The organism is Bradyrhizobium sp. WD16 (assembly GCF_024181725.1).
Lineage (GTDB): Bacteria > Pseudomonadota > Alphaproteobacteria > Rhizobiales > Xanthobacteraceae > Bradyrhizobium_A.
This window is the reverse complement of the sequence record NZ_CP028908.1, coordinates 5,179,730-5,199,662: the sequence shown is the minus strand read 5'-3', so window position 1 is coordinate 5,199,662 and position 19,933 is coordinate 5,179,730. Positions and strand designations below refer to the sequence as shown.

The following is a 19,933-nucleotide window of genomic DNA, read 5'->3' as shown; positions in this document are numbered from 1 at the left end:
GCGGCGCAGGTCGGGCGCTCGTGCGGTGTCCCTTTGTTTCAACGTTCGCACTAGCGCCTGCCGCAATCGAATACGAACGCTGGAAACGGGACACTAGCCAGCCGGCCGCGACGCGAGGAAGGCGACGATTTCGTCCAGCAACTGCGAGCGTCCGTGTTCGGGCCGATCGAGGTGGACGTAGTGGGTCGCATTCGCAAGGGTGATCAACCGCACCGAAGCGGCGTGCACGGCATCATGGGCGAGGCTCGAAGCATCCTCCGGCCGGCTCCAGAAATCGCGCTCCGAGCGGATGATCAGCAGGGCCGCGGTGATCGAGGACGCATCGAACAGCCGGCGTCCGCCGGCCTGATAGAAGCTGTCCTCGATCGCGCCCATCGGCGCGCGAAACGCGGGCGGGGTGCGGCGCGACGATTGCGGGTCGCTCGCCAGGGCGGCGTCCTGATAGGCGGCGAGCACGGCAGGGTCCCGCCACGCGGCCTTGTCGGCGATCGGGATCGACCTGTCCCAGCCCGGCAGCAGCGAGGCTGCGTCGTTGAGTCCGTAAGCGCCGATCGCCGGGTTGAGTCGATCGGGATGGTGCGGATCGCTGACCGCTGAGCCGGGCCCGAGCTGGGAATGCTGCGCTGCGCCGCCGTAGAGGGCGTTCAGCGTCACCAGGTGGCCGACGTCCTCGGGGTGAAGCGAAGCATAAAAGGCCGCCCACATCCCGCCGGTCGCCCAGCCGAGCAGGGTGACCGTTCCTTGGCCTGCCTGCGCCTTTGCGGCCGACACCGCCGCGGCGATGTCGCGGACCACCTCGAAGGCGCGTGCCTGCGGAGGCGCCTTGTCGGCCGGCCTGTCGAGCGCCACCGGTCGTTGCGAGCCGCCGTAGCCGCGCGCGTCCATGACGTAGACGATCCGTCGGGCGCGCTCGGCAAGATCCGCCGCCAGCGAACCGCCGGACACCGGAAGATCGAAGCTGCCGACCCCGGGAACGCGCGCACCATGGATCAGAATGAGAGGCTCGCGTCCCGCGTCGACGGCGGCGGGCCGCAGTTCGCGAACACGGATGCCGACCCCGTCCGCGGTCGTGACGTCGAAGTCCCGCCGGGCCAGGCCATCGGCGCGGGCGGTGTCGAGAAAACCCATCGCAATCAGTCCGCAGATGACAACAGCACGAATGTCCCACATCGATAAACACCGAACGGGGCGGCACTGGAAATTGAAGATAACCGATCCCACAGCCGTGAGCTTAGCTCAAGGCATGGTCATTGTCTCGCGGCTGTGGTGTTTCCCACCAAGCGCGGCCTGCCTGGCGGCAAGAGCCGAGGTGCGGTTGCGATGACGACGGGGCTGCGGGGACGAGGCGTGGCCGCCGCCCGGAGCTAATTCCGTCGCGCCAGTGAGCGGAGAAATCCCTGATATTCCTCGGTCAGCTCCATGTCGACCGCGGGGGCGAGCTTGAGCAGCGCATTGGCGATGAAGGCCTGGTCGTTGCGCGGATCCTCCAGGACCTCGCGCAGCACCGGGACATTGTCCTCGATGTGATGAAGAAAGGCGACGCCCTTGTCCGAGGTCTCGGTCCAGCGCTCGCGCGTCCATTTCGCCAGCGGATACATGATCTCGTGAATGAAATTGGACTTGCGGGCCTTCTCGAAGAAGCGCAGTCCGCTTGTCCAGTTCTCCTTGGCGCGCAGCGGCGGCGGCGGGACGTCGCCCAGCAACATCTTCTTGCCGGCCTGGCCGACGAAATCCTCCAGCGTCACCGGCGCGTCGATGGCCGCACGGAAATGCCACAGGCCAAAGGACCCGGGGAATTCCTTGCCCATGCTCTCGGCCAGCGCTGCCTCGACCTTGTCGACGGCGGCCTTGTCGGCTTTCAGTGCCGCCGTCATGCAGAAAGCGAACAGCGCGTCGTTGCCGACGTCGTGGACGCCGCCCTTGAGCAACTGTTCCGCGCAGAGGGACGGGGTCTTGCCGTCGGCGGGCATCTGGGCCTCGCCGAGCCGAAGCGCCGAGATGAAGGTGGTTATTTCCAGCCAGCCCATCAGATTGGCGATGAAGGCGTCCGGGTCGACATGCACGATCGCCAGGTTGAGCGGCTCCTTGCGCCTTCTCAGTTCCGCCATGTCGGTCATGTGCGCAGTCCGCCTTTGTCAGCCTTCAGTCACCGTGATCTCGCGGCACGGCCCGTTAAGTCGATTGGAGCAAGAAGGATGCCAGGCAAGGGTGGAGGAGCGTCCTCGCGTCCTGTCGCAAAGCCGACGACTTGCGTCGTTTCCCGACATGTGCGCCGGAGCCCGGCTCGCCCCCTCGGCTGGCTCGTCGCTTGCATTAATTGGATCAAGCAGCTGCGGTAGTCAGGAGAGCGCTGGCATGTTCACCCGCGTGTGCAAGGCCGAAACGGTGCCCGAAGGCGGCATGCGCCTCGTTATCGTCGACGCCCGGCTCATTATTCTTGCCTGCCCCGAGGGTGGCGATGATTTGAGGGCGTTCCAGGGCGTCTGTCCGCACAGCAATTCGCCGCTGTCCGAGGCGGATTTCGATGGTCGCGTCTTGACCTGTCCGGTTCACGGCTGGACCTGGGACCTCACCAGCGGTGCGCCGATCGAGCCGCAGGAGAGCGCATTGGCCGAATATCCCGTCAAGGTCGAGGACGGCAGCGTCTATATCGATGTCGAGGGCGTCGTGCCGCTGTTCGCGGCGCCTTGACGGGCGTCGAACGCCTGCTGCAGGGCCTTCGGCCCCTCAGAGCACGAGCTGGGTCTGCACCACCAGCGCGACGAGCTTGCCCTCGGCGGTCGTTACCTTGGTCTGCCAGACCATGGTGCGCCGGCCGCGATGCACCGGCGTGGTCTCGCCGGTGATGCGGCTGCCGACCGGCGCCGGGCCGATGAAATTGGTCTTGCTCTCGATCGTGGTCGTGCCGGCGCCGTCCTTGAGATTGGCGATGGTGGCGAGCGCGCCAAGGGTATCGGCGAACGCCATGACGGCGCCGCCGTGAAGCACATCCGGCCGGGTGCAGAGATCGGGCCGCACCGTCATCTCGGCAACGATCCGGTCGGGCTCGGCGCTGACGAGCTCGATGCCGAGCAGTTCGGCGAACGGCAGTCGCGCCTCGCTGAGGCGGGTGAGCAGGTTCATGGCGGCCTCCGGCTTCAACTCGCTGCGCAACAGATCAGGCGTTGTTTCGCGGAGCACAATATTCTAGTACTAGAATAGATGCTCACCAACGCCGAATTCGCACTCCTGTCGCTGCTCGCCGAGGCGCCGCTGCACGGCTACGGCCTCGAGCGGCTCATCGAGGCGCGCGGCATGCGGCAATGGACCGCGCTCGGCTTCTCCTCGATCTATTTCCTGCTGAAGAAACTCGCCTCCCGCGGCCTCGTCGCGCTGGAACGGCCGGCCGGGGCGGGCCGGCGGGTGCGGCGGGTCTACCGCCTGACCGAGGCGGGCGCACGCGCCCACCGCGATGAAGCCCGCCGTGCGCTTGCCCAACCCGAGACGCTGCACCCGTCCATCCTGCTCGGCCTCGCCAACTGGCCGGCGCTGCCGCCGCGACAGGCCCGTGCCGCGCTCGACGAACGTGCCGCGGCACTTGCCCACAGGCTTGCCGAACTCGAAGGACGCCGCGCCGCCCAGCAGCCGCTGCCGCCGTTCGTCGCCGCGATGTTCGATTACAGCGCGGCGATGATCGCGGCGGAGCGCGCCTGGCTCGACAACGCACGCGATCAGCTGACGGAGGGCCATGGTGGACAAGATTGATGTCAAGAGGACGTTGAGAACTCTTTACAATCCGCCAAGGGGCCAATTCGCGATCGCCGGCGAACGGACTTGTCGAGGCCGGCCATCATCACGAGATCTATCTCAGCGATCCGCGCAAGACCGCGCCGGACAAGCTCAGGACGATCCTGCGCCAGCCGGTTCGCGGGCGCGGCGAGGCGGCGTGACGTTGGTTGCGGACGAATTCCCTCGTGCCGGGGCGGGGGGCGCAGTTCAGTCGCCCGGGCGGTGCGCGTCACGCGCTTCGAAGCCGGGATGGTACTGCACCTGCCCGCTCGGCAATCCGGGACTGAATGGCAGCGCCATAAAATATTCCGGGGGGGACGTTCGTCAGGCGGAGCTCGGGACGGGCCTTGAAGCCGAAGCGATCGTAATAGTCCGGCTCGCCGAGCACCACGCAGCCACTGGCGTTCATCGCCTTCAATCGGTCCAGACCCACGAGAGTGAGAGCCTTGCCGACGCCGCCGAGCTGCCGGTCGGGCCTGACGGCGAGGGGGCCGAGCCCGAACCAATCGAGTTCGCGACCGTCGATGCGGACGGGAGAAAAGGCGATATGGCCGACGACCTGATCGCCCTCGACGGCTACCAGGGAGATGGTCAGAACTCCGGCCGCCCGCAGCGCCTCGACGATTGCCGCCTCGGTGTGGTTGCTGTGGACGACATCGGCGAAGGCCGCGGTGATGACGGCGCGGATGGCGGCGGCGTCATCGGGCCTTTCGCTGCGGATGATCACTTGAGGGGCTGCACGTAAAAGTAGAAATCTGGTTTGACACTTGCCGTACCCTGTTTCCGAAGTTCGTGAATCAATTGCGGCATCTTCCGGACACGATCTTCGGAAACAAAAAGGGTACTGGAATCATAAGATTGCCAGTGCCCATTGCTTTCCGTCCCGCGCAAGGAATCAGAATGGGCGGCCGACGTACCTGAGGCGGCCGATGTCGGATTGCCCCTGCTCGGGGAATTCGAGCGTCGGCGTGACATGGCCGACGAGTATGCCGGGTGTCACTGATGTCTTGATGTACTTCGTCTCGCCCGCTGCCAACTGGAACGTAACCGCATTTTCGACCTCGGTTGTCGTTGTCACGGCGTATCTCCCCGGGGGGCGGTCGACATAAGAGAACCCGCCGGGCACAGATCGGCCGACGACTTCATTGTTCATCCGAATCTCGGGCTGAATAGCCGATCCGCCAAAATCGCCGGGCCGGGTGAAGTAGACACGGCCGTAACCCGGCTTCAATGCCGGGGTCTGCAAGGGAGGTTCATCGAGGCCACGTGGACTTGCGCAACTCGCCAGCAAAAATCCGACGAGCAAAAGCGGCAGCGCCCCGATTTTTGACCCCATTATGCCCCGTCCCGATATTGGAAAGCGTCCAGTTACAGATCGACGACAAACAACGAACAGCTGGCAATTGCCTCGCTGTTTCCTCGCCCCGCGAGCTCAATTAGCCATACACGTGCTGATTGCGCAACGTCTTTTGCGCTCCACGCGATCCGCGCGGATCGTGTCCCGCCGCGATAGCGCAGGGCGCCGCACAGGCAGCCGCCGCTGTAGATCTGCGTCTCTGTCGTCTTGTCTGTCGTCTTGTCTGCCGTCATGGCTGGAGTCTTGCTGCAACCTCGCGCGATTGCAAGGCGCCGCGCCGTCGATGCTGTCGCAGTGCGACAGCGTCGATCATGCGGCGGAGGTGGCCGCCGCATGATCGCCGACTGAACGAATCGTCAGATCAGCACGGGCGTGGCGTCCGCGACGGCAGCCGGCGCGCGGGTGAATAGCAATCGGTGATATCGGCCTTCGCTGCGGGCGATCAGCGGCAGCAGCCTGGCGCGATGGCGGGCGAAGGACTCAGACTCCATGAAGCGGCGATGAGCGGCCTCATTGTCCCAATGGGTCACCAGCACAGCGCAGCTGCGGTCGTCGGCGCAGTAGAAATGAGACCCGCGCGAGCCGGGAATGGCGCCGAATTTCGGCAGGCCGTCGAGCTGGGCGGCGACGAACTGATCCATCATGCCGGGGTTCGGCGTGAAGACGTTGATGTGGGTGACGGGGATTTCGGGACGGAGAGTCATTGCCTCGTGCTCCGGTTGCGCTGTGGAGCACCTTGATACAACCTCAATCAAGGTTGAGGTCAAGCGGGTTTTGCGCTATCTCGTGTGCCATGTCGCGCAAAGCCTCCGTACCGGCCAGCGAACTCACTGTCGGCGAAGTCGCCCGCCGCGCCGGTGTCGCGGTGTCGGCACTGCATTTCTACGAGGCCGAGGGGCTGATCCGCAGCCGCCGCACCGCCGGCAACCAGCGCCGCTATCCGCGTGGCGTGCTGCGGCGGATCTCCGTCATCAAGGTGGCGCAGCGCGCCGGCGTGCCGCTGCGCGAGATCGCCGAGGTCCTCAAGGCGTTGCCGGGGGATCGTCCGCCGACGGCGGCGGACTGGGCGCGGATGTCGCGGCGCTGGAAGGACGATCTCGACGGCCGCATCGCGCAGCTCACGGCGTTGCGCGATCAGCTGCAGGACTGCATCGGCTGCGGCTGCCTGTCCTTGAGCGATTGTCCCTTGCGCAATCCGGCCGATCGCCTGGCGAAGCAGGGGGCGGGGCCGGTGTTGATCGCTCCCGGCTAAGGGCGCGGACTCATCAACCCGCGACATCCGCTTTCGGGCGTGAAGCGGACGCCGGATGGCGGCGAGGCTGAATTCCGCTTATGGCCCAAGGCAGACCTTTGCGACCAAGTCGCCGGCGTCCGCATTCAGCCCTTTACGGACGTGGGCTACGGGTCAAGGGCGGCTGTAGCCGGTCGGCTGATGGCGCAGCCGGTGTCTCCCCGGCTTCGGAAATAACCCCTCCGTTCCGGGACTTACGTTTCGGGTCATAAGCAGTAAGACCCATCCGGGAGCAGTTGACAGCCGGCAACGCCCGGTAGCATAGGGCCCAAAGCTGGGTAGAATGGTGCCTTTATTGGCGCTTATTTTTTGAGGCTACCATGGCTTTTGACACTGCCTACCTCGGCCGCTCACTCGATAATCGCCTCCCGGAGGTCTACGAAGCGTTGGCTCGGGAGATCAATACGATGCAGGCGAAGCACGCGGCGGCCGGGACGTTGCAGAGCGGCGCCACCCTCATTGCATTTGAGGAGATAGCCGCCAGCCAGTTCAAGTCGATCGTTGCGGAGGCCTCGAAGTTCACGTTCGAGTTCACCGCTGGGCACGAGCTGGAGGCGCTGATCTACCTGACAAACTTTGCCAACCGCGTCCAACAGATGATTATGGCGGAGATCACCGAGACGGCGAACCGGCTGAACCTGGGCGCCGTGACCGCAACCCAGATTGAAAAGGTGAGGGCGAAGCTGGAGCGCTTCAAGGAGCAGGCCCTGGCCGACTTTTCTCACGGTATGCAAGGGAGCGAGCGCCTGAGAAAGGACCCCGTGGTGAGCGTCATCAATAACCAGACGAACAGTCCCGGAGCTATCCAGCAGGTCGGGATCGGCGACAACTTCTCACAGACCGCCTTTACGCAAAACCACAACGAACTGGTCGCCGCCATCGACCGCGCGCTGATCTCGCAGGAATTCAGTCAGCTCTCGCCAGAGCAGAAAGAAGCCTTCAGCGATACCGCAGCGGTGGTGAAAGAGGAGGCGGTCAAGGCCGAACCTGACGCGGGGAAGCTCAAGCGATGGGGCAGGCGTCTTGTCGACCTTGGGAAGGACCTGGGGATGAAGGTTGCTACGGCGGAAATCGTGCATCTTCTCGCGAGGATGTTCGGAGCGTAATCAAAGCTCCTTTGGGTCTACGGGCTTAAGGATGTGCGCGAGTGCCCGCTCGTAGTCGCCCTGACGGCTATGGAATCGGTATTCGAGCATCCCCGCGGCGTCGTAGGGTGAGGCGCCGGACTCCCTTGGCTTGAACGGGCCGTAGTGGTTGAGCCCCAGGAATGCGGTGAGTAGCAAGCGGTATAACGTCGGCACGTAGTTGAACAGATTCCTGTTGTACGGAGGAACGGTAAGGCGATCGGCCTTCAGGGGATTGCCGTGCAGGTAATCGATGCGAGCGTGGTTGACCTCACCGTAGATCCAGCAAGCCAAATTGCGGGGTTGGCCCTGCTTCTTGGTGCGTCCCTCATAGCAGAAGTAGGTCTTCTCCTTGCAGGCCTGGGTCCGATAATCGACCTGGTCTAGCAGGGCGTACACCTGCTTCACACCGCTGTCGTCGGTTTCCGGATGAACAAGGATTTCAAACGCGCTAACCCAAAGGCCAATGTTCCGGCCGAGTGAGTGGTTGGTGACGCCGACGACGCCGGGTATCTGCGCGGCCGCATGGGCCATGTTGAGGGAGCGGAAGAGGGCAAGGCTACGCCATGAGGGCTCGGAATCATAAAATCGCCTGTGCCACTCCGCCAAAAGGGCTTTGGCGAGCAGTTCGTCATAGTTCAGCCGATCCCAATTCGAGACCGGAAGGCCGGGGGTCGTCTGGCCATGGAATTCTTCGACCATGTCGAAGCCCATCAAGGCGGGATTGCTCGTGATGAGTTTCAGATAGTCGGTCGTGAGCGTGTAGGCGTAGAAATCGAATGACGTGGTGTACTGGTAGCTTCTCGGCAGATGATGGATCAAGACCGCGGTGCGGTTGTGGAGCACCGCACTGATCGAGAGGACGTCGCGGAAACCGCTGACAGCCTCCCATGACTTTATCCACCCGGGGGCATCGTCGCGCATCAGCATCACGCTAGGAGTTTGCTTGCGACGGAACGCATCTGTGAAACTCCCGAGGAACGGAAGAAAGGTCGGGTGGCGAGAATTGATCTCGATGCACCGTTCGTCTTCAGGCGGAACAATTGCCAGATACTCGTTCTCGAACGGAATCTGGATGCGCATGTTCGGCAGCAGGAAAAGCGGAGCCCATGTGTGCATGATGAATCGCCGAAAGTTGAAAGGCCTGCTAATGCCACCTAGGGCGTGCACATAGTAGTGGAAGAATCGCGAAAGGCGGCTAGCCGAATTGTCGGTTCCGACGTGGCGAGCTACCGACCAACTTCCGTGGTGGGTTAAATCCGGCTGTGGCCGGTCGGGAGATGGCACAGCCGATGTACCCCCAGCTTCGGAAATGCCCTCTCCGTTCCGGGACTTACGTTTCGTGCCAATTCACGACTTGATCGGACCGCCCCGTCAGGTCCGTTCATCGCCCTTAACGGGCATTCCCGGACTCTGATGAGAGGGTACGTTGTCGGCCCGTCGGAGAAATCTTCAAGGCTTGAATCCATGTCGGTTATCCGAGGTGCTGCGGACCAGATTTGCTCCGTGCTAGACTTTCGGCCCGTGACCCGAATCGGACGAGAAAGATGGCGCTATGAAGCCGTGGTGTTGGTTGCGTTCGCGGCTCGGGGGCGGATTGGCGTTGGCGTCGTCCGCCAATTCACGACGATTGCAGGCGGATTACGCCTCGCTGATCCGCCGACGGCGTGCTGCGACAACCTGCCAATACTGGCGGTGACTTGCCATCAGTTACATCACGCCACGCGTGAGCCATAGATGCGTCGTCCATCTCCGAGCCTCAATAGTTCGATGGGCGACGATGTAGTCGATGTCACCGGCTGTCAGGCCGATATCCATCAGCTCTCTGTCACTCAGGTCGTGCAAGCTCACGCGCAACCTGTCGCGTTGGCGCCTTTCCTGAAACGCACGCCAATATCTCTCGAGTAAACTCAAGACGCTCCGCGTCGATGCGGCTGGTGGTCCTGCTTCCTTTTCCGAGAAAGCGTCTGTCAGCGCTGCGATGGAGGCATCGGGGGGCGCCGCGGCGCAAGCGTCGCCGCTGGCGTCTTTCACCAAGGCGATGGCGGGTTCGAGGTGGAGCCCTGCGGCATCGCGTCCGGTCTCGGATGGGAGATTCGTCTGTTGGGATGGCATCGGATGCTCCTGCTGTTGTGCCGGCAGGGAGCATGGCCAAACAAAAGGCCCCGTCCGATGCCGGCGGGGCCTGATGAAAAGATCGCGTCGTCGAATTCCTAGCGCACGACTCCTTTCATAGCCCAGCGAAAGCGGGTCATGCGTTTACGGGTCACGATGCGCACGATGTTGATCATGAAGTGTAGCTACGACGGAAACGGCACTAAATCAAGGGATGTGTCGGTGTTGCTTGCATCCTAGTGTCCTGTTTCCAACGTTCGTATTCCCTTGCAGCGAGCACTTCTACGAACGTTAGATCCACCGCACTGGAGGCGAGATCTCCTGATCCGACGCGAGACGTCGCACTCGTGCAATTTTGGATCCGACGCTTCGTATGAAGAACTCGCCGCAATGCTGGAACGAGCGTCAGTTCGATGGCAGCAGCAGTTCCTCGGCATTCGGATCGCCCGGTGCCGTCGCCCAGGCCAGTTCGACGAGTGTCACGATCCGCCGACCGGCTCCGTCAAGCTGGCAAACGATGAGGCCCTGTTCCTCGATGTAGGTCAGCACACGCCGCGCACGGCCCAGCGAGTGTGTGCCGTAGGCGCGCGCAATCGCTGCATCGCCCGGGCAGGGTCGCCCGTCCTTCGCCGCGTGGGCGATCATCATGAAGACCCCCTGCATGTCCTCGGGCAGGATGGCGGCGCGAAGCGAGACATCCTGCCACGCGTCATCCTCCGCCATGTCGGTGGCGAGCCCGGCGCGGGCGCGCGTCAGCAGGCGACGGAAATCGCCGAGGTCCGGCACGGCCGCACCGAGGCCCTCGATTCGGCCGCGGACCACGAACTCCTGATACAGGACGCCGATGGCCCGGAAGCTCGCGTCGGGTTCCGCCAGGACGGCGCGCAGGATGCGGTCGAGCCGCTCACGTCGCTCCGTCAGTTGCTCGGCGCTGAGTGGCTGCTCCACCGGTTCGGGACGGACTTCCAGCGCCGCGGACTTCGCCGCCATGAGCTGGCCGAGGAGGTCTGGCGACGGCCGGCGCTGAGGCCGGTTATTCTCCGGTGGCGGGTCTGCCAGGATGATGGCGCGTGCGTCCTCGATCGTCGCTTCAGGCAGCGGCAGAAGTCGCGGGGTCGCATTGCGCGGCCGTGTCTCCGTCGGACCGATGCGCAGCCCCAGGGGACGGCGGGAGAGGGCGGGGCCCAGCGCCATGAATTGCCCGCGCTCCAGGTCCCGGAAGGCATCGGCCTGTCGCCGCTCCATGCCCAGCAGGTCGGCGGCGCGCGCCATGTCGATGTCGAGGAAGGTTCGGCCCATGAGGAAATTGGAAGCCTCGGCGGCGACGTTCTTGGCGAGCTTCGCCAGTCGCTGGGTTGCGACGATCCCCGCGAGCCCGCGTTTGCGGCCACGGCACATCAGGTTGGTCATGGCCCCGAGAGAGAGCTTGCGCGCCTCGTCCGAAACCTCCCCGGCGATTGCCGGGGCGAAGAGCTGTGCCTCATCCACCACCACCAGCATCGGATACCAGTGGTCGCGCGCGACCTCGAAGAGACCGCCGAGAAAGGCTGCGGCGCGGCGCATCTGGTTCTCGGCGTCGAGCCCCTCGAGATTGAGCACCGTGGAGACGCGATGGACGCGTGCCCGCTCGCCGGCGGCCTGCAGGGCCCGCTCGGTATGGCCCTCGGCATCGATCACGAGGTGGCCGAAATGGTCGGTCAGCGTTACGAAATCGCCTTCGGGATCGATGATGGCCTGCTGCACCCAGGGGGCACTCTGTTCCAGCAGCCGGCGCAGCAGATGGGATTTGCCGGAGCCCGAATTGCCCTGCACCAGCAGCCGGGTCGCCAGCAGTTCCTCGAGGTCCAGAGTCGCCGAGGCGCCTGCCGTTGTGTGTCCCATCTCGATCGCAACGGTCATGTCTCGACTCAAATATCCTCGCGAGACGGGGCTTATCAACCCGATCGCGGGGCGTCGAGCGCCGCAACCGCAACATCACCCGGCAATTCGAGTGGGAAGTGGATAGCTCAGAGATGATACCGGTATCCATTTCGCGGGAAAACGACCTGGTGTGCCGGTTCTAGTGTGGCGTCTCGCAATTGCCTATGCCCTTTGCGGCAAGCCCCTGTAGGCAATTGCGAGACATAAGCCACACTAGCACTTTGATTTTGCTAGTGTCCCTATGTCTCCGAATGACCGTGCGAGCGCGAGGCAAACGTAGCGGTAATTCGGAGACGGGACACTAGTGTGGCGTCTCGCAATTGCCTATGCCCTTTGCGGCAAGCCCCTGTAGGCAATTGCGAGACATAAGCCACACTAGCACTTTGATTTTGCTAGTGTCCCTATGTCTCCGAATGACCGTGCGAGCGCGAGGCAAACGTAGCGGTAATTCGGAGACGGGACACTAGCGTCCGTATCTCTTCGCCGCGGCCACATATGTGATCACTGGAACGAGGGGGTACTAGATCTAGCCCCATTGAACTAAAACCGGAGCAATTCCCGGCGAACCGCGCGTCGGTACGTCGAGTTTCCTCAATCGCTCTTCGATGGATCTTCGAATAGCGTCTGCGCGTGGTAATGCCGCGAGCAGTCCGGGTGGATTTTCTCCGAATAATACCGATCGAAATAGCTGCTCGGCGTGAGCGCGTGGCCGATAGGCATACAATACGCCTGGCTGATCGAACAACGTTCCGACACGACATGTCGCCGCCAATCCGAGGCTCAGTGCTCCATCCTCGCCGCCAAACTGCCTGAAAACAGGATCCTCCGGGAATCCTCCAGCCTGATCCAGGATCTCCCGGCGAATCACGATATTTCCAGCGACCGTCATCTCCAGGGTGCGCCACGCGCGACCAAAATCCGGGTGCGCCGCATAGGGGATCTCGGCTCCTGCCGGTTTCAACGACAGCCGCACCAACGAGAACTCTTTCAGTTCCTGCAGCGCTATCGCGGGTGCGTCGAGTGCCTGGTGCTCGTAGACGTCGTCGGCGTCAAGAAATGCCACCAAGCCGCTGTCGGATTCTCTCACCCCGCAATTCCTCGCTCGCGCCGGCCCACGATTGTCCGTTGATGAAAGGGCCAGAACTCGCGTCGGGTTCAATTCGGCAATTCTGATGATGATCGACCGAGTATCATCCTTCGACCCGTCGTCGACGACAATAACGCGCCGACAGGCCGCCTGCGAAAGCGCGCTCGATACTGCGCCCGCAACAGTCGTTGCAGCGTTGTGGCAAGGAATGACAACGTCGACTGAACCTCTCCATTCGCGCGAAAACATCGCTTTCTCCAAACAGAACTCGTTCGTTTGCTCCGGAATTGCCTTTCACTCTCTGGATCCGGGCTCCGCAGTCAAGTCCGATAGCCTGAACCTCGTCCGGATTGATGGTCACCTGCCGCAGGCTCGGAGAGCCGGGAGGCGTCGGCTGAAAACCGGTCAACGTCGGTCGTTCACGGACGACGACAAGCGGTAGGCGCGCCCAGTGCGACCGTCATTTCGACGTCGTGAAATGCTGCCCGAGGAGCCGGTAGCCCCAGAAGGCTTCGTCCTGCGCGGCGTTCCGGCGGAACTGCTCCGGCGTGAAGCCGGTGTGCCGCCGCATCTGTCTGATCATGTGGGCCTGATCGGAAAATCCTGCCGCTGCGGCAAGCCCGGCCCAGTCGAGGTCGCCGGCCTCGATGGCCTCCAGAAATCTGGCGTAAAGAGTTTCCGTGTGCCCGAGGCCGTGCAGGTCTCGCTCGCTGACGCCGGTCCAGGATCTGACCCGCCGGGCGATCTGCCGCGTGCTGCGGCCGAGACCGGTGAGCGCGGCCCGGCGGACGAGGCTGCTGCTCCAGTCGTTGATCCATCTCGCCGGGCGGCTCCCGGCCAGGTGGGTGCCGGCCAGCAGGGTCTCGATCTTGTCTTCAAGCGCCGAGAAGGCGTTTTCGACCCCTTGGCGGTGAACGTCCTCGATGAAGCTGCGGCAAGGCTCAAGGATCCGTTCCGGCAGGACCTCTTCCGCCGCTGTCGTGCGCCCCGTGAACTTGCTCAAGTCTAGTCCGCTTAACGCGGAAAACGCGTCCGGGTAAAACACGATCACGATCGTAAAGGTCTCGCCGGGATTCCAGCTGACCGGGGGCGTGAGTTGTGCGCCGGAGAAGGTGAGGCTGGGAAGCCTTGCTCCGGTCCAGGGGCGCCTCATCTGCTCCGGCTCCTCGATCAGGTGCCAGTCGCCGGCGACGATCCTAGTGTCCCGTTTCCAACGTTCGTATTCCTTTGCAGCAGGCGCTTCTACGAACGTTGGAAACAAGGGGACACTAGCATCATTATGATGCTAGTGTGGTTTTGGATCTGACGCTCGTTTGAAGAACTCGCTCCAATGCTGAAACGAGCGTCAGATCCACCACACTAGCCATCGAGCAGAACGGCGACGCCGGGAAAAAGTTGAACCTCTGTGCCTGGTCGAGTGCGACGCCCCGGGTGTCCCGAACGATCATGCAGAAGATGCTGCGCGCGAGCGCCTGACGCGGCCAGACGATCTGCGAGGCGGTCGTCGTCATCGTGCTTCCTGCGCATCCGGCGGCGCCGGCAGGTCCATGTCCGAACCGTTCAATACACCTGAAGTTGATCTCAGGCACGTTGAAAGCGGTCGTCGACAGCAAACGAAGCGAGGCGCCGATGGAATTGGCCGGGGAAGGTCCATCGTTCTTCGAAATCAACAGCGAGCTTGCGGACAAAGGGTTCTTCGTCACCTCGACGGACGAAGTGATCGCCTGGGCGCGGACGGGCTCGATCTACTGGGTGACTTTCGGTCTCGCTTGCTGCGCGATCGAAATGATGCAGGTCATGATGCCGCGCTACGACCTGGAGCGCTTCGGTTGCTTCCCGCGGGCGTCGCCCCGGCAGAGCGATCTGATGATCGTCGCCGGCACGCTTACGAACAAGATGGCTCCCGCGCTGCGCAAGGTCTACGACCAGATGCCGGAGCCGCGCTATGTGATCTCGATGGGGTCATGCGCCAACGGCGGCGGCTACTATCATTACTCGTATTCGGTCGTACGCGGCTGCGACCGCATTGTGCCCGTGGACATCTACGTGCCCGGCTGCCCGCCGACGGCCGAAGCGCTGCTCTACGGCGTGTTGCTGCTGCAGAAGAAGATCCGGCGCACCGGCACCATCGAGCGCTAGCATCGTTATGATTCTAGTGTGGCGTCTCGCAATTGCCTATGTCCTTTGCGGCAAGCCTCTCGTAGGCAATTGCGAGACATAAGCCGCACTAGCTTTTTAATTTTGCTAGTGTCCCGATGTCTCCGAATTACCGTGCGAGGGTGAGGCAAACGAAGCGGTAATTCGGAGACAGGACACTAGCGTGATCGCGATGGGGCGGGTTGAAAGGGACAAGCAGGTCTGCAATGCGCGGGCCGCCACACCGTCCGTAGTTGTCGCGATGGATCCGTTGACAGCGATACGCTAACCTTTTGGGGGCGGGACTATTCGACTGCCGCGGACGGCTTCACAACCATCGCCCTCTGGAAGGAATTCATGCCGCTCCATCTCGAAACCCCTGTTCTTGAATCGCGGCCACTTGCTTCGGCGGCTGGCCGACCAATATGGCTGAAGATGGATGCGCTGCAACCGTGCGGTTCGTTCAAGATCCGGGGGATTGGCGCGGTCTGTCAATATCACGCCCAGAAGGGGAAGCGGCGCTTCATATCTTCTTCCGGGGGTAACGCAGGCATCGCGGTTGCGTATGCCGGCCGCCGTCTCACGGTCGCGGTGACTGTTTTCGTTCCTGAAACCACAACGGAACTGGCGAAGTCGCTCATCCGGCAGGAAGGTGCTGAAGTCGTCGTCCATGGCGCATCCTGGCAAGAGGCCAATGAGCGCGCGCTCCAAGCAGTCGATCGCGAAACTGCGTTCATACACCCTTTCGATGACCCGATCATGTGGACCGGGCATGCGACAATGATTGACGAGGTCGTCGAGGCTGGCGTGTCTTTCGACGTCGTGGTTCTCTCGGTCGGCGGGGGTGGCCTTCTGTCCGGCGTAGCGGAGGGGCTGGTTCGGAACGGACTTGAGGACGTTCCGATCATTGCCGCCGAGACAGAGGGCGCGGCCTCGTTGGCGGCGTCGATGAAGGCAGGAAAGTTAGTCGAACTGCCGGCGATCACCAGCATCGCGACGTCACTGGGCGCTCGAAAGGTTAGTGGGCGTGCGTTCGAAATCGCGCGAACACGTCCCGTAGAAAGCGTCGTGGTAAGTGACAGATCCGCACTTGAGTCCTGCATGCGGTTCATGGATGACCATCGCGTCGTCGTGGAGCCAGCCTGCGGCGCAGCACTGTCGATTGCCTATTCGCACTCGGATCGGTTGGCTCGCTATGAGCAAGTTCTGATTATCGCTTGCGGCGGAGCGACGACTTCAGTCGAAAAATTGATGAGCCTCTCCCGCGACATGGCTCCGCCGCAGAAATCCTGACTCTCGAGGCGTCGCAAATGATCGTCCGGCGAAAAATGATCCGATCGAGCGACCGCTCGAAGCAACCGGATCGTCCGCTCGCCGCTTGTATCGCAGAGTGCTTCTGCGGCGACATGGGGCGAGACATTAGAAGCTGACCCGGCCGGTACATCGTGTGGGCTGCCGTCCAAAGGCGGAGCGCTCAGCCCGGTGCCCAGACCCAGGCGCACCGCGTATTTCGATCGGATCATGCCCATCGGTCGGCTGCCGCGCGATGGCAATTCGATTTGCTGTCGCGCTGCAGCCGACCGAAGGCGGCACGTGGTCAAACTGCGACGGAGCGTGTCACGACGCGCCGGATCCGCCGACCACGATCCGCTCATTCAGTTTCTGATCCACGATCTCGACGGTACGGTCGATCTCGGCATTGGGCACGTCAAGCTGGTGCGAGATCAGCTTCACCAGCAGATCGACCCGCTCGATGAACGGCGCTCCGGCGGCCACCGCCCGCGCCGCCGACGAGGGTTTGAGCAGGCTCTCAGCCGCCTTGGCATATTTCTCGAAAGGAACCTGATCCTTCGGGTCGGCCCCCAGGCGCCGGGCGATGGCGTCGACATGGTCGTAGATCGCCTGCGAGAGCTTCAGGTCGCCGTGCACGGCGTCGCGGATCGAGCGCGGCTCGTGAGGCGTGATGCAGCGATAATTCCCGGTCAGCAGCATCGACCATTTGGCCAGCGGGACGAACAGCGAATCGAACACTTTGAGCTTCACCGGAACATCACGGCCATCCAGCGTCACCGCGTCGATGTCCGCTTCGAGCTGCCGAAGCAGCTTGTTGTGTTCGTCATCGGCAAAGATCGCAGACTTGAAGTTCGTCGGCAGGCCGACATGCAGGACGTTCGCGGCTTCTTCCGGCGGACGGAAGGCCTGCGGATCGGGCGAGCAGAGCGTCACCAGTCCCGGCTTGAACCGCTCCCACACCTGGGCATTGGTATAGGCCTCCTCGAGGTCCATGTCCGCCAATGCCGGGATCCGTTTGAGATAGGGCAGGGGCGGCATGTTCATGATCGAGAGGCAAGGCAACCTCGCCTCGGCGATTTTGACCATCAGCGCCCGGACGGTATGGTTGGTGTATTGCGGCTCCTGCATGGCAAGAGCAACCAGATCATAACGGGAAATGTCGACGTCACCGGGCGTCGTCGCGTCCAGGGTCCCGGGCAGGTCGCGCGAGAAGACCGCCCGGTGCATCGCCTCGTCACGCAGCTTGATGCGAACTTCGGTGCCGTCGCGATTGATCAGTTCGGCGGTCTTCTTGCGGCAGACCAGGGTCACGTTGTGATCCGCCATCAGCAGCTTTGTTCCCAGCAACGAGCCGTACGAGGCTCCGAGGATCAGAATATTGCGCGCCATGCTCTCCCTTTCACAGATTTTGCTCTATTTTTTTTACGTCACGACCCGACCGTCAGGATCCGCCGCGGCGGAGGACATAAGGCCAGCCCCTTCCGGCGAGGGGCGTCGGTGTCTATCGCAGATTGACAGGCACGACAATCAGGCGCGGCCCCGCTCTCGGGGGCATTGCGGGGCAATGCAGTTGCACTGCCGGTGCGAGCATCGGTTCGTCAGTATCAGGCCGGCGCGCCGGTCGGCCCGGGCCAGCCTTCCAGCGCCGCGCGCGCCACCGCCTGCAGCACCTTGCGCGGCACGCCGTCACGCGCCTGGATCGAGATCCCCTGGATCACCGCGCCATAATAGGCGGCGAGCGCGGCGGTATCCGTCGCGGGCGCGAGTTCGCCCTCGGCCATGGCGCGGTCGAAGCGGGCGCGCAGCGCCGCGATCCCGGCGAGGCGGCGGCGGGCGAGGTCGGCGGCGACCTCCTGGTGTTCGGGCGAGCAGGTCAGGGCGCCGGTCGCCAGCATGCAGCCGCGCGGTTGCGGGCCCGCGCAATAGACGCTGACCGCGTCGCGAAGGATGCGCTCGATCGCGGCGCGCGCGGTCGGCTCCTCGGCGAGCGCGCGTCTGGTGAAAGCGCCATGCGAGGCGCCATAGCGGTCCAGCGCCTCGCGATAGAGCGCGTCCTTGCTGCCGAACGCGGCATAGAGGCTCGGCGGGGTGACGCCCATGGCCGCGGTCAATTCGGCGACCGACGTGCCCTCGTAGCCGCGGCGCCAGAACAGTTGCAGCGCCGCCTCCAGCGCCTGGTCGCGGTCGAGCACGCGCGGCCGGCCGCGCGGACGCTTGGTCTCTGTTTTCATAGCGATCAATATAAAAAGCGCTTGACCGGCGTGCAATCGCATATTTGTATAGTGATCGCTAGGTAATTCAACGAGGAGAGTCCCGTGACTGCAACCGTGGCTGCGCCAGAGCGGCGTCGCGTCTACCGGCTGATCCCGGCCGAGCATGGTCATCGTCTGACGCGGCAGGAGGACGCGGTGCCGCGCCCTGCCGGGCGAGAGGTGCTGGTGCGGATCAGGGCCGCCAGCCTCAATTATCGCGACCTCATGGTGCGGCGCGGCCAGCTCGGCGAGGTGCGTGACGGCCTGATCCCGCTGTCCGACGGTGCCGGCGAGGTGGTGGCCGTGGGCAGCGAAGTGACGCAGTGGCGCGCCGGCGACCGGGTCGCGCCGCTGTTCTATCCGCTATGGACGGCGGGCAAATATCGCGAGGCCTATGGCCCTTCGGCGCTCGGCGGCGGCAACAGCGACGGCGTGCTCGCCGATGTCATCGCCGTTCCCGAAGCCTCGCTGGTGCGCGTCCCCGATACGCTCGATTTCGCCGAGGCGGCGACCTTGCCCTGCGCGGCGCTCACCGCCTGGCAAGCGCTGGTGGTGCGTGGCGGCGTCGCGGCGGGCGATACCGTGCTGGTGCAGGGCACCGGCGGCGTCGCGTTATTCGGGTTGCAGATCGCGACCGCGCTGGGCGCGCGGGTCATCGTGCTGTCGTCGTCGGACGACAAGCGCGAGCGGGCGTCGCGGCTCGGCGCCTTCGCCACGGTGAATTACCGCACCACGCCGGACTGGGACATCGAGGTCCGCAAGCTCACCGACGGGCTCGGCGTCTCGCACCTTCTGGAGCTTGGCGGCCCGGGCACCTTCGACCGCTCGCTGCGCGCCATCCGCGCCGGCGGCCATATCGCCCAGATCGGCGTCTTCACCGGCTTCGGGCCGCAATCGAACCTGATGCGCCTGCAGCTGATCAATGCCAGCATCGACGGCATCAATGTCGGCTCCGGCGAGCAGTTCGCGGCCATGAACAGCTTCATCGCCGGCCGCGGCCTCAAGCCGGTGATCGACCGCAGCTTCGCCTTCGACGAAGCCGAAGCGGCCTACGCCCATCTCGCCTCGGGCCAGCACTTCGGCAAGGTGGTGATCCGGTTCTGACGCGCGAGGAGATCGCGGGCGGTGACGGCAGAAGATGCATCGGCGCCGTGCCCGCCACACACTCCGTCGTCATGCCCGCGCTTGACGCGGGCATCCACGACTTTATCGGCATCCCGACAAGCAAGGCGTGGATGGCCGGGACGAGCCCGGCCATGACGGGGAATGCCGCCGATGCTGGCCTCCATCTCGCGCAGACGGCGTACTGGGCCGGCTTTCGCGGGCGGTGACGGCAGAATGTGCATCGGCGCCGTGCCCGCCACACACTCCGTCGTCATGCCCGCGCTTGACGCGGGCATCCACGACTTTATCGGCATCCCGACAAGCAAGGCGTGGATGGCCGGGACGAGCCCGGCCATGACGGGGAATGCCGCCGATGCTGGCCTCCATCTCGCGCAGACGGCGTACTGGGCCGGCTTTCGCGGGCGGTGACGGCAGAATGTGCATCGGCGCCGTGCCCGCCACACACTCCGTCGTCATGCCCGCGCT

The 19,933-nt window shown here is 63.7% G+C and carries 21 protein-coding genes and 2 pseudogenes; 8 read left to right on the top strand and 15 right to left on the bottom strand.

What is annotated here, in order from left to right; translation table 11 throughout:
* Positions 1-93 precede the first annotated feature (93 nt).
* The gene (locus DB459_RS23990; RefSeq protein WP_253708859.1) at positions 94-1,128 is read right to left on the bottom strand and encodes an alpha/beta fold hydrolase; all 1,035 of its coding nucleotides are present in this window, start codon (positions 1,126-1,128) and stop codon (positions 94-96) included.
* A gap of 236 nt (positions 1,129-1,364) precedes the next feature.
* Entirely contained in the window at positions 1,365-2,117 is a 753-nt protein-coding gene (locus DB459_RS23985; protein WP_253708856.1) for a hypothetical protein, read from the bottom strand.
* Between the two features lie 238 nt (positions 2,118-2,355).
* On the opposite strand from DB459_RS23985, the gene DB459_RS23980 reads away from it, so the two are divergent.
* A complete protein-coding gene (locus tag DB459_RS23980; protein WP_253708853.1) occupies positions 2,356-2,691 on the top strand; it encodes a Rieske 2Fe-2S domain-containing protein in 336 nt (111 codons plus the stop codon).
* Positions 2,692-2,727: 36 nt separating this feature from the next.
* Here the strand turns inward: DB459_RS23980 and DB459_RS23975 are convergent, their stop codons facing one another.
* Positions 2,728-3,123 (bottom strand): PaaI family thioesterase, encoded by a 396-nt coding sequence (locus DB459_RS23975; RefSeq protein ID WP_253708849.1) that lies wholly within the window; start codon positions 3,121-3,123, stop codon positions 2,728-2,730.
* A gap of 78 nt (positions 3,124-3,201) precedes the next feature.
* On the opposite strand from DB459_RS23975, the gene DB459_RS23970 reads away from it, so the two are divergent.
* Positions 3,202-3,744, top strand: coding sequence for a PadR family transcriptional regulator (locus DB459_RS23970; RefSeq protein ID WP_253708846.1), 543 nt, complete (start codon positions 3,202-3,204; stop codon positions 3,742-3,744).
* A gap of 231 nt (positions 3,745-3,975) precedes the next feature.
* On the opposite strand, the pseudogene DB459_RS23965 reads toward DB459_RS23970, so the two are convergent.
* The 4 genes and pseudogenes from DB459_RS23965 to DB459_RS23950 form a co-directional block, all read right to left on the bottom strand.
* A pseudogene (locus DB459_RS23965) lies at positions 3,976-4,495 on the bottom strand (GNAT family N-acetyltransferase).
* Positions 4,496-4,663: 168 nt separating this feature from the next.
* The gene (locus DB459_RS23960) at positions 4,664-5,104 is read right to left on the bottom strand and encodes a DUF2846 domain-containing protein (RefSeq protein WP_253708843.1); all 441 of its coding nucleotides are present in this window, start codon (positions 5,102-5,104) and stop codon (positions 4,664-4,666) included.
* A 32-nt stretch (positions 5,105-5,136) separates the two neighbouring features.
* Positions 5,137-5,358 (bottom strand): hypothetical protein, encoded by a 222-nt coding sequence (locus tag DB459_RS23955; protein WP_253708841.1) that lies wholly within the window; start codon positions 5,356-5,358, stop codon positions 5,137-5,139.
* 123 nt (positions 5,359-5,481) lie between these two features.
* The gene (locus DB459_RS23950) at positions 5,482-5,829 is read right to left on the bottom strand and encodes an antibiotic biosynthesis monooxygenase (protein WP_253708838.1); all 348 of its coding nucleotides are present in this window, start codon (positions 5,827-5,829) and stop codon (positions 5,482-5,484) included.
* 89 nt (positions 5,830-5,918) lie between these two features.
* On the opposite strand from DB459_RS23950, the gene soxR reads away from it, so the two are divergent.
* Together soxR and DB459_RS23940 are read left to right on the top strand one after the other, a co-directional pair.
* Positions 5,919-6,377, top strand: coding sequence for a redox-sensitive transcriptional activator SoxR (gene soxR, locus DB459_RS23945; RefSeq protein ID WP_253708835.1), 459 nt, complete (start codon positions 5,919-5,921; stop codon positions 6,375-6,377).
* Positions 6,378-6,736: 359 nt separating this feature from the next.
* Positions 6,737-7,522, top strand: coding sequence for a hypothetical protein (locus DB459_RS23940; RefSeq protein WP_253708832.1), 786 nt, complete (start codon positions 6,737-6,739; stop codon positions 7,520-7,522).
* Here DB459_RS23940 and DB459_RS23935 read toward each other — a convergent pair whose 3' ends face one another.
* The 6 genes from DB459_RS23935 to DB459_RS23910 all read right to left on the bottom strand — a co-directional run bounded on the left by DB459_RS23935 (position 7,523) and on the right by DB459_RS23910 (position 14,173).
* Positions 7,523-8,659 (bottom strand): hypothetical protein, encoded by a 1,137-nt coding sequence (locus DB459_RS23935; protein WP_253708830.1) that lies wholly within the window; start codon positions 8,657-8,659, stop codon positions 7,523-7,525. It abuts the gene before it with no gap.
* Positions 8,660-9,250: 591 nt separating this feature from the next.
* Positions 9,251-9,655 (bottom strand): DUF1127 domain-containing protein, encoded by a 405-nt coding sequence (locus tag DB459_RS23930; RefSeq protein ID WP_253708827.1) that lies wholly within the window; start codon positions 9,653-9,655, stop codon positions 9,251-9,253.
* 405 nt (positions 9,656-10,060) lie between these two features.
* Positions 10,061-11,554 carry an ATP-binding protein gene (locus DB459_RS23925; RefSeq protein WP_253708824.1) on the bottom strand — a complete coding sequence of 498 codons (1,494 nt, stop codon included), beginning with the start codon at positions 11,552-11,554 and terminating at the stop codon, positions 10,061-10,063.
* 547 nt (positions 11,555-12,101) lie between these two features.
* Entirely contained in the window at positions 12,102-12,911 is an 810-nt protein-coding gene (locus DB459_RS23920) for a glycosyltransferase family A protein (RefSeq protein WP_253708806.1), read from the bottom strand.
* Between the two features lie 211 nt (positions 12,912-13,122).
* Positions 13,123-13,815 (bottom strand): helix-turn-helix domain-containing protein, encoded by a 693-nt coding sequence (locus DB459_RS23915; RefSeq protein WP_253708803.1) that lies wholly within the window; start codon positions 13,813-13,815, stop codon positions 13,123-13,125.
* Positions 13,816-13,939: 124 nt separating this feature from the next.
* Positions 13,940-14,173 (bottom strand): hypothetical protein, encoded by a 234-nt coding sequence (locus DB459_RS23910; RefSeq protein WP_253708800.1) that lies wholly within the window; start codon positions 14,171-14,173, stop codon positions 13,940-13,942.
* 145 nt (positions 14,174-14,318) lie between these two features.
* Here DB459_RS23910 and DB459_RS23905 point away from each other — a divergent pair.
* Together DB459_RS23905 and DB459_RS23900 are read left to right on the top strand one after the other, a co-directional pair.
* Positions 14,319-14,801 (top strand): annotated as a pseudogene (locus DB459_RS23905) (NADH-quinone oxidoreductase subunit B family protein); the annotation flags it as partial.
* A gap of 354 nt (positions 14,802-15,155) precedes the next feature.
* Positions 15,156-16,091, top strand: coding sequence for a pyridoxal-phosphate dependent enzyme (locus DB459_RS23900; protein WP_253708795.1), 936 nt, complete (start codon positions 15,156-15,158; stop codon positions 16,089-16,091).
* Between the two features lie 324 nt (positions 16,092-16,415).
* Here the strand turns inward: DB459_RS23900 and DB459_RS23895 are convergent, their stop codons facing one another.
* Positions 16,416-17,480, bottom strand: a complete 1,065-nt coding sequence (locus DB459_RS23895; RefSeq protein WP_253708792.1) for a ketopantoate reductase family protein — start codon at positions 17,478-17,480, stop codon at positions 16,416-16,418.
* Positions 17,481-17,695: 215 nt separating this feature from the next.
* Positions 17,696-18,322 (bottom strand): TetR/AcrR family transcriptional regulator, encoded by a 627-nt coding sequence (locus tag DB459_RS23890; protein WP_253708789.1) that lies wholly within the window; start codon positions 18,320-18,322, stop codon positions 17,696-17,698.
* An 84-nt stretch (positions 18,323-18,406) separates the two neighbouring features.
* Here DB459_RS23890 and DB459_RS23885 point away from each other — a divergent pair, with 84 nt between their 5' ends.
* Together DB459_RS23885 and DB459_RS23880 are read left to right on the top strand one after the other, a co-directional pair.
* Complete coding sequence (locus DB459_RS23885; RefSeq protein WP_253708787.1) at positions 18,407-19,447, top strand: NAD(P)-dependent alcohol dehydrogenase; 1,041 nt, start codon at positions 18,407-18,409, stop codon at positions 19,445-19,447.
* Between the two features lie 171 nt (positions 19,448-19,618).
* The gene (locus DB459_RS23880) at positions 19,619-19,876 is read left to right on the top strand and encodes a hypothetical protein (RefSeq protein ID WP_253708785.1); all 258 of its coding nucleotides are present in this window, start codon (positions 19,619-19,621) and stop codon (positions 19,874-19,876) included.
* Positions 19,877-19,933 lie beyond the last annotated feature (57 nt).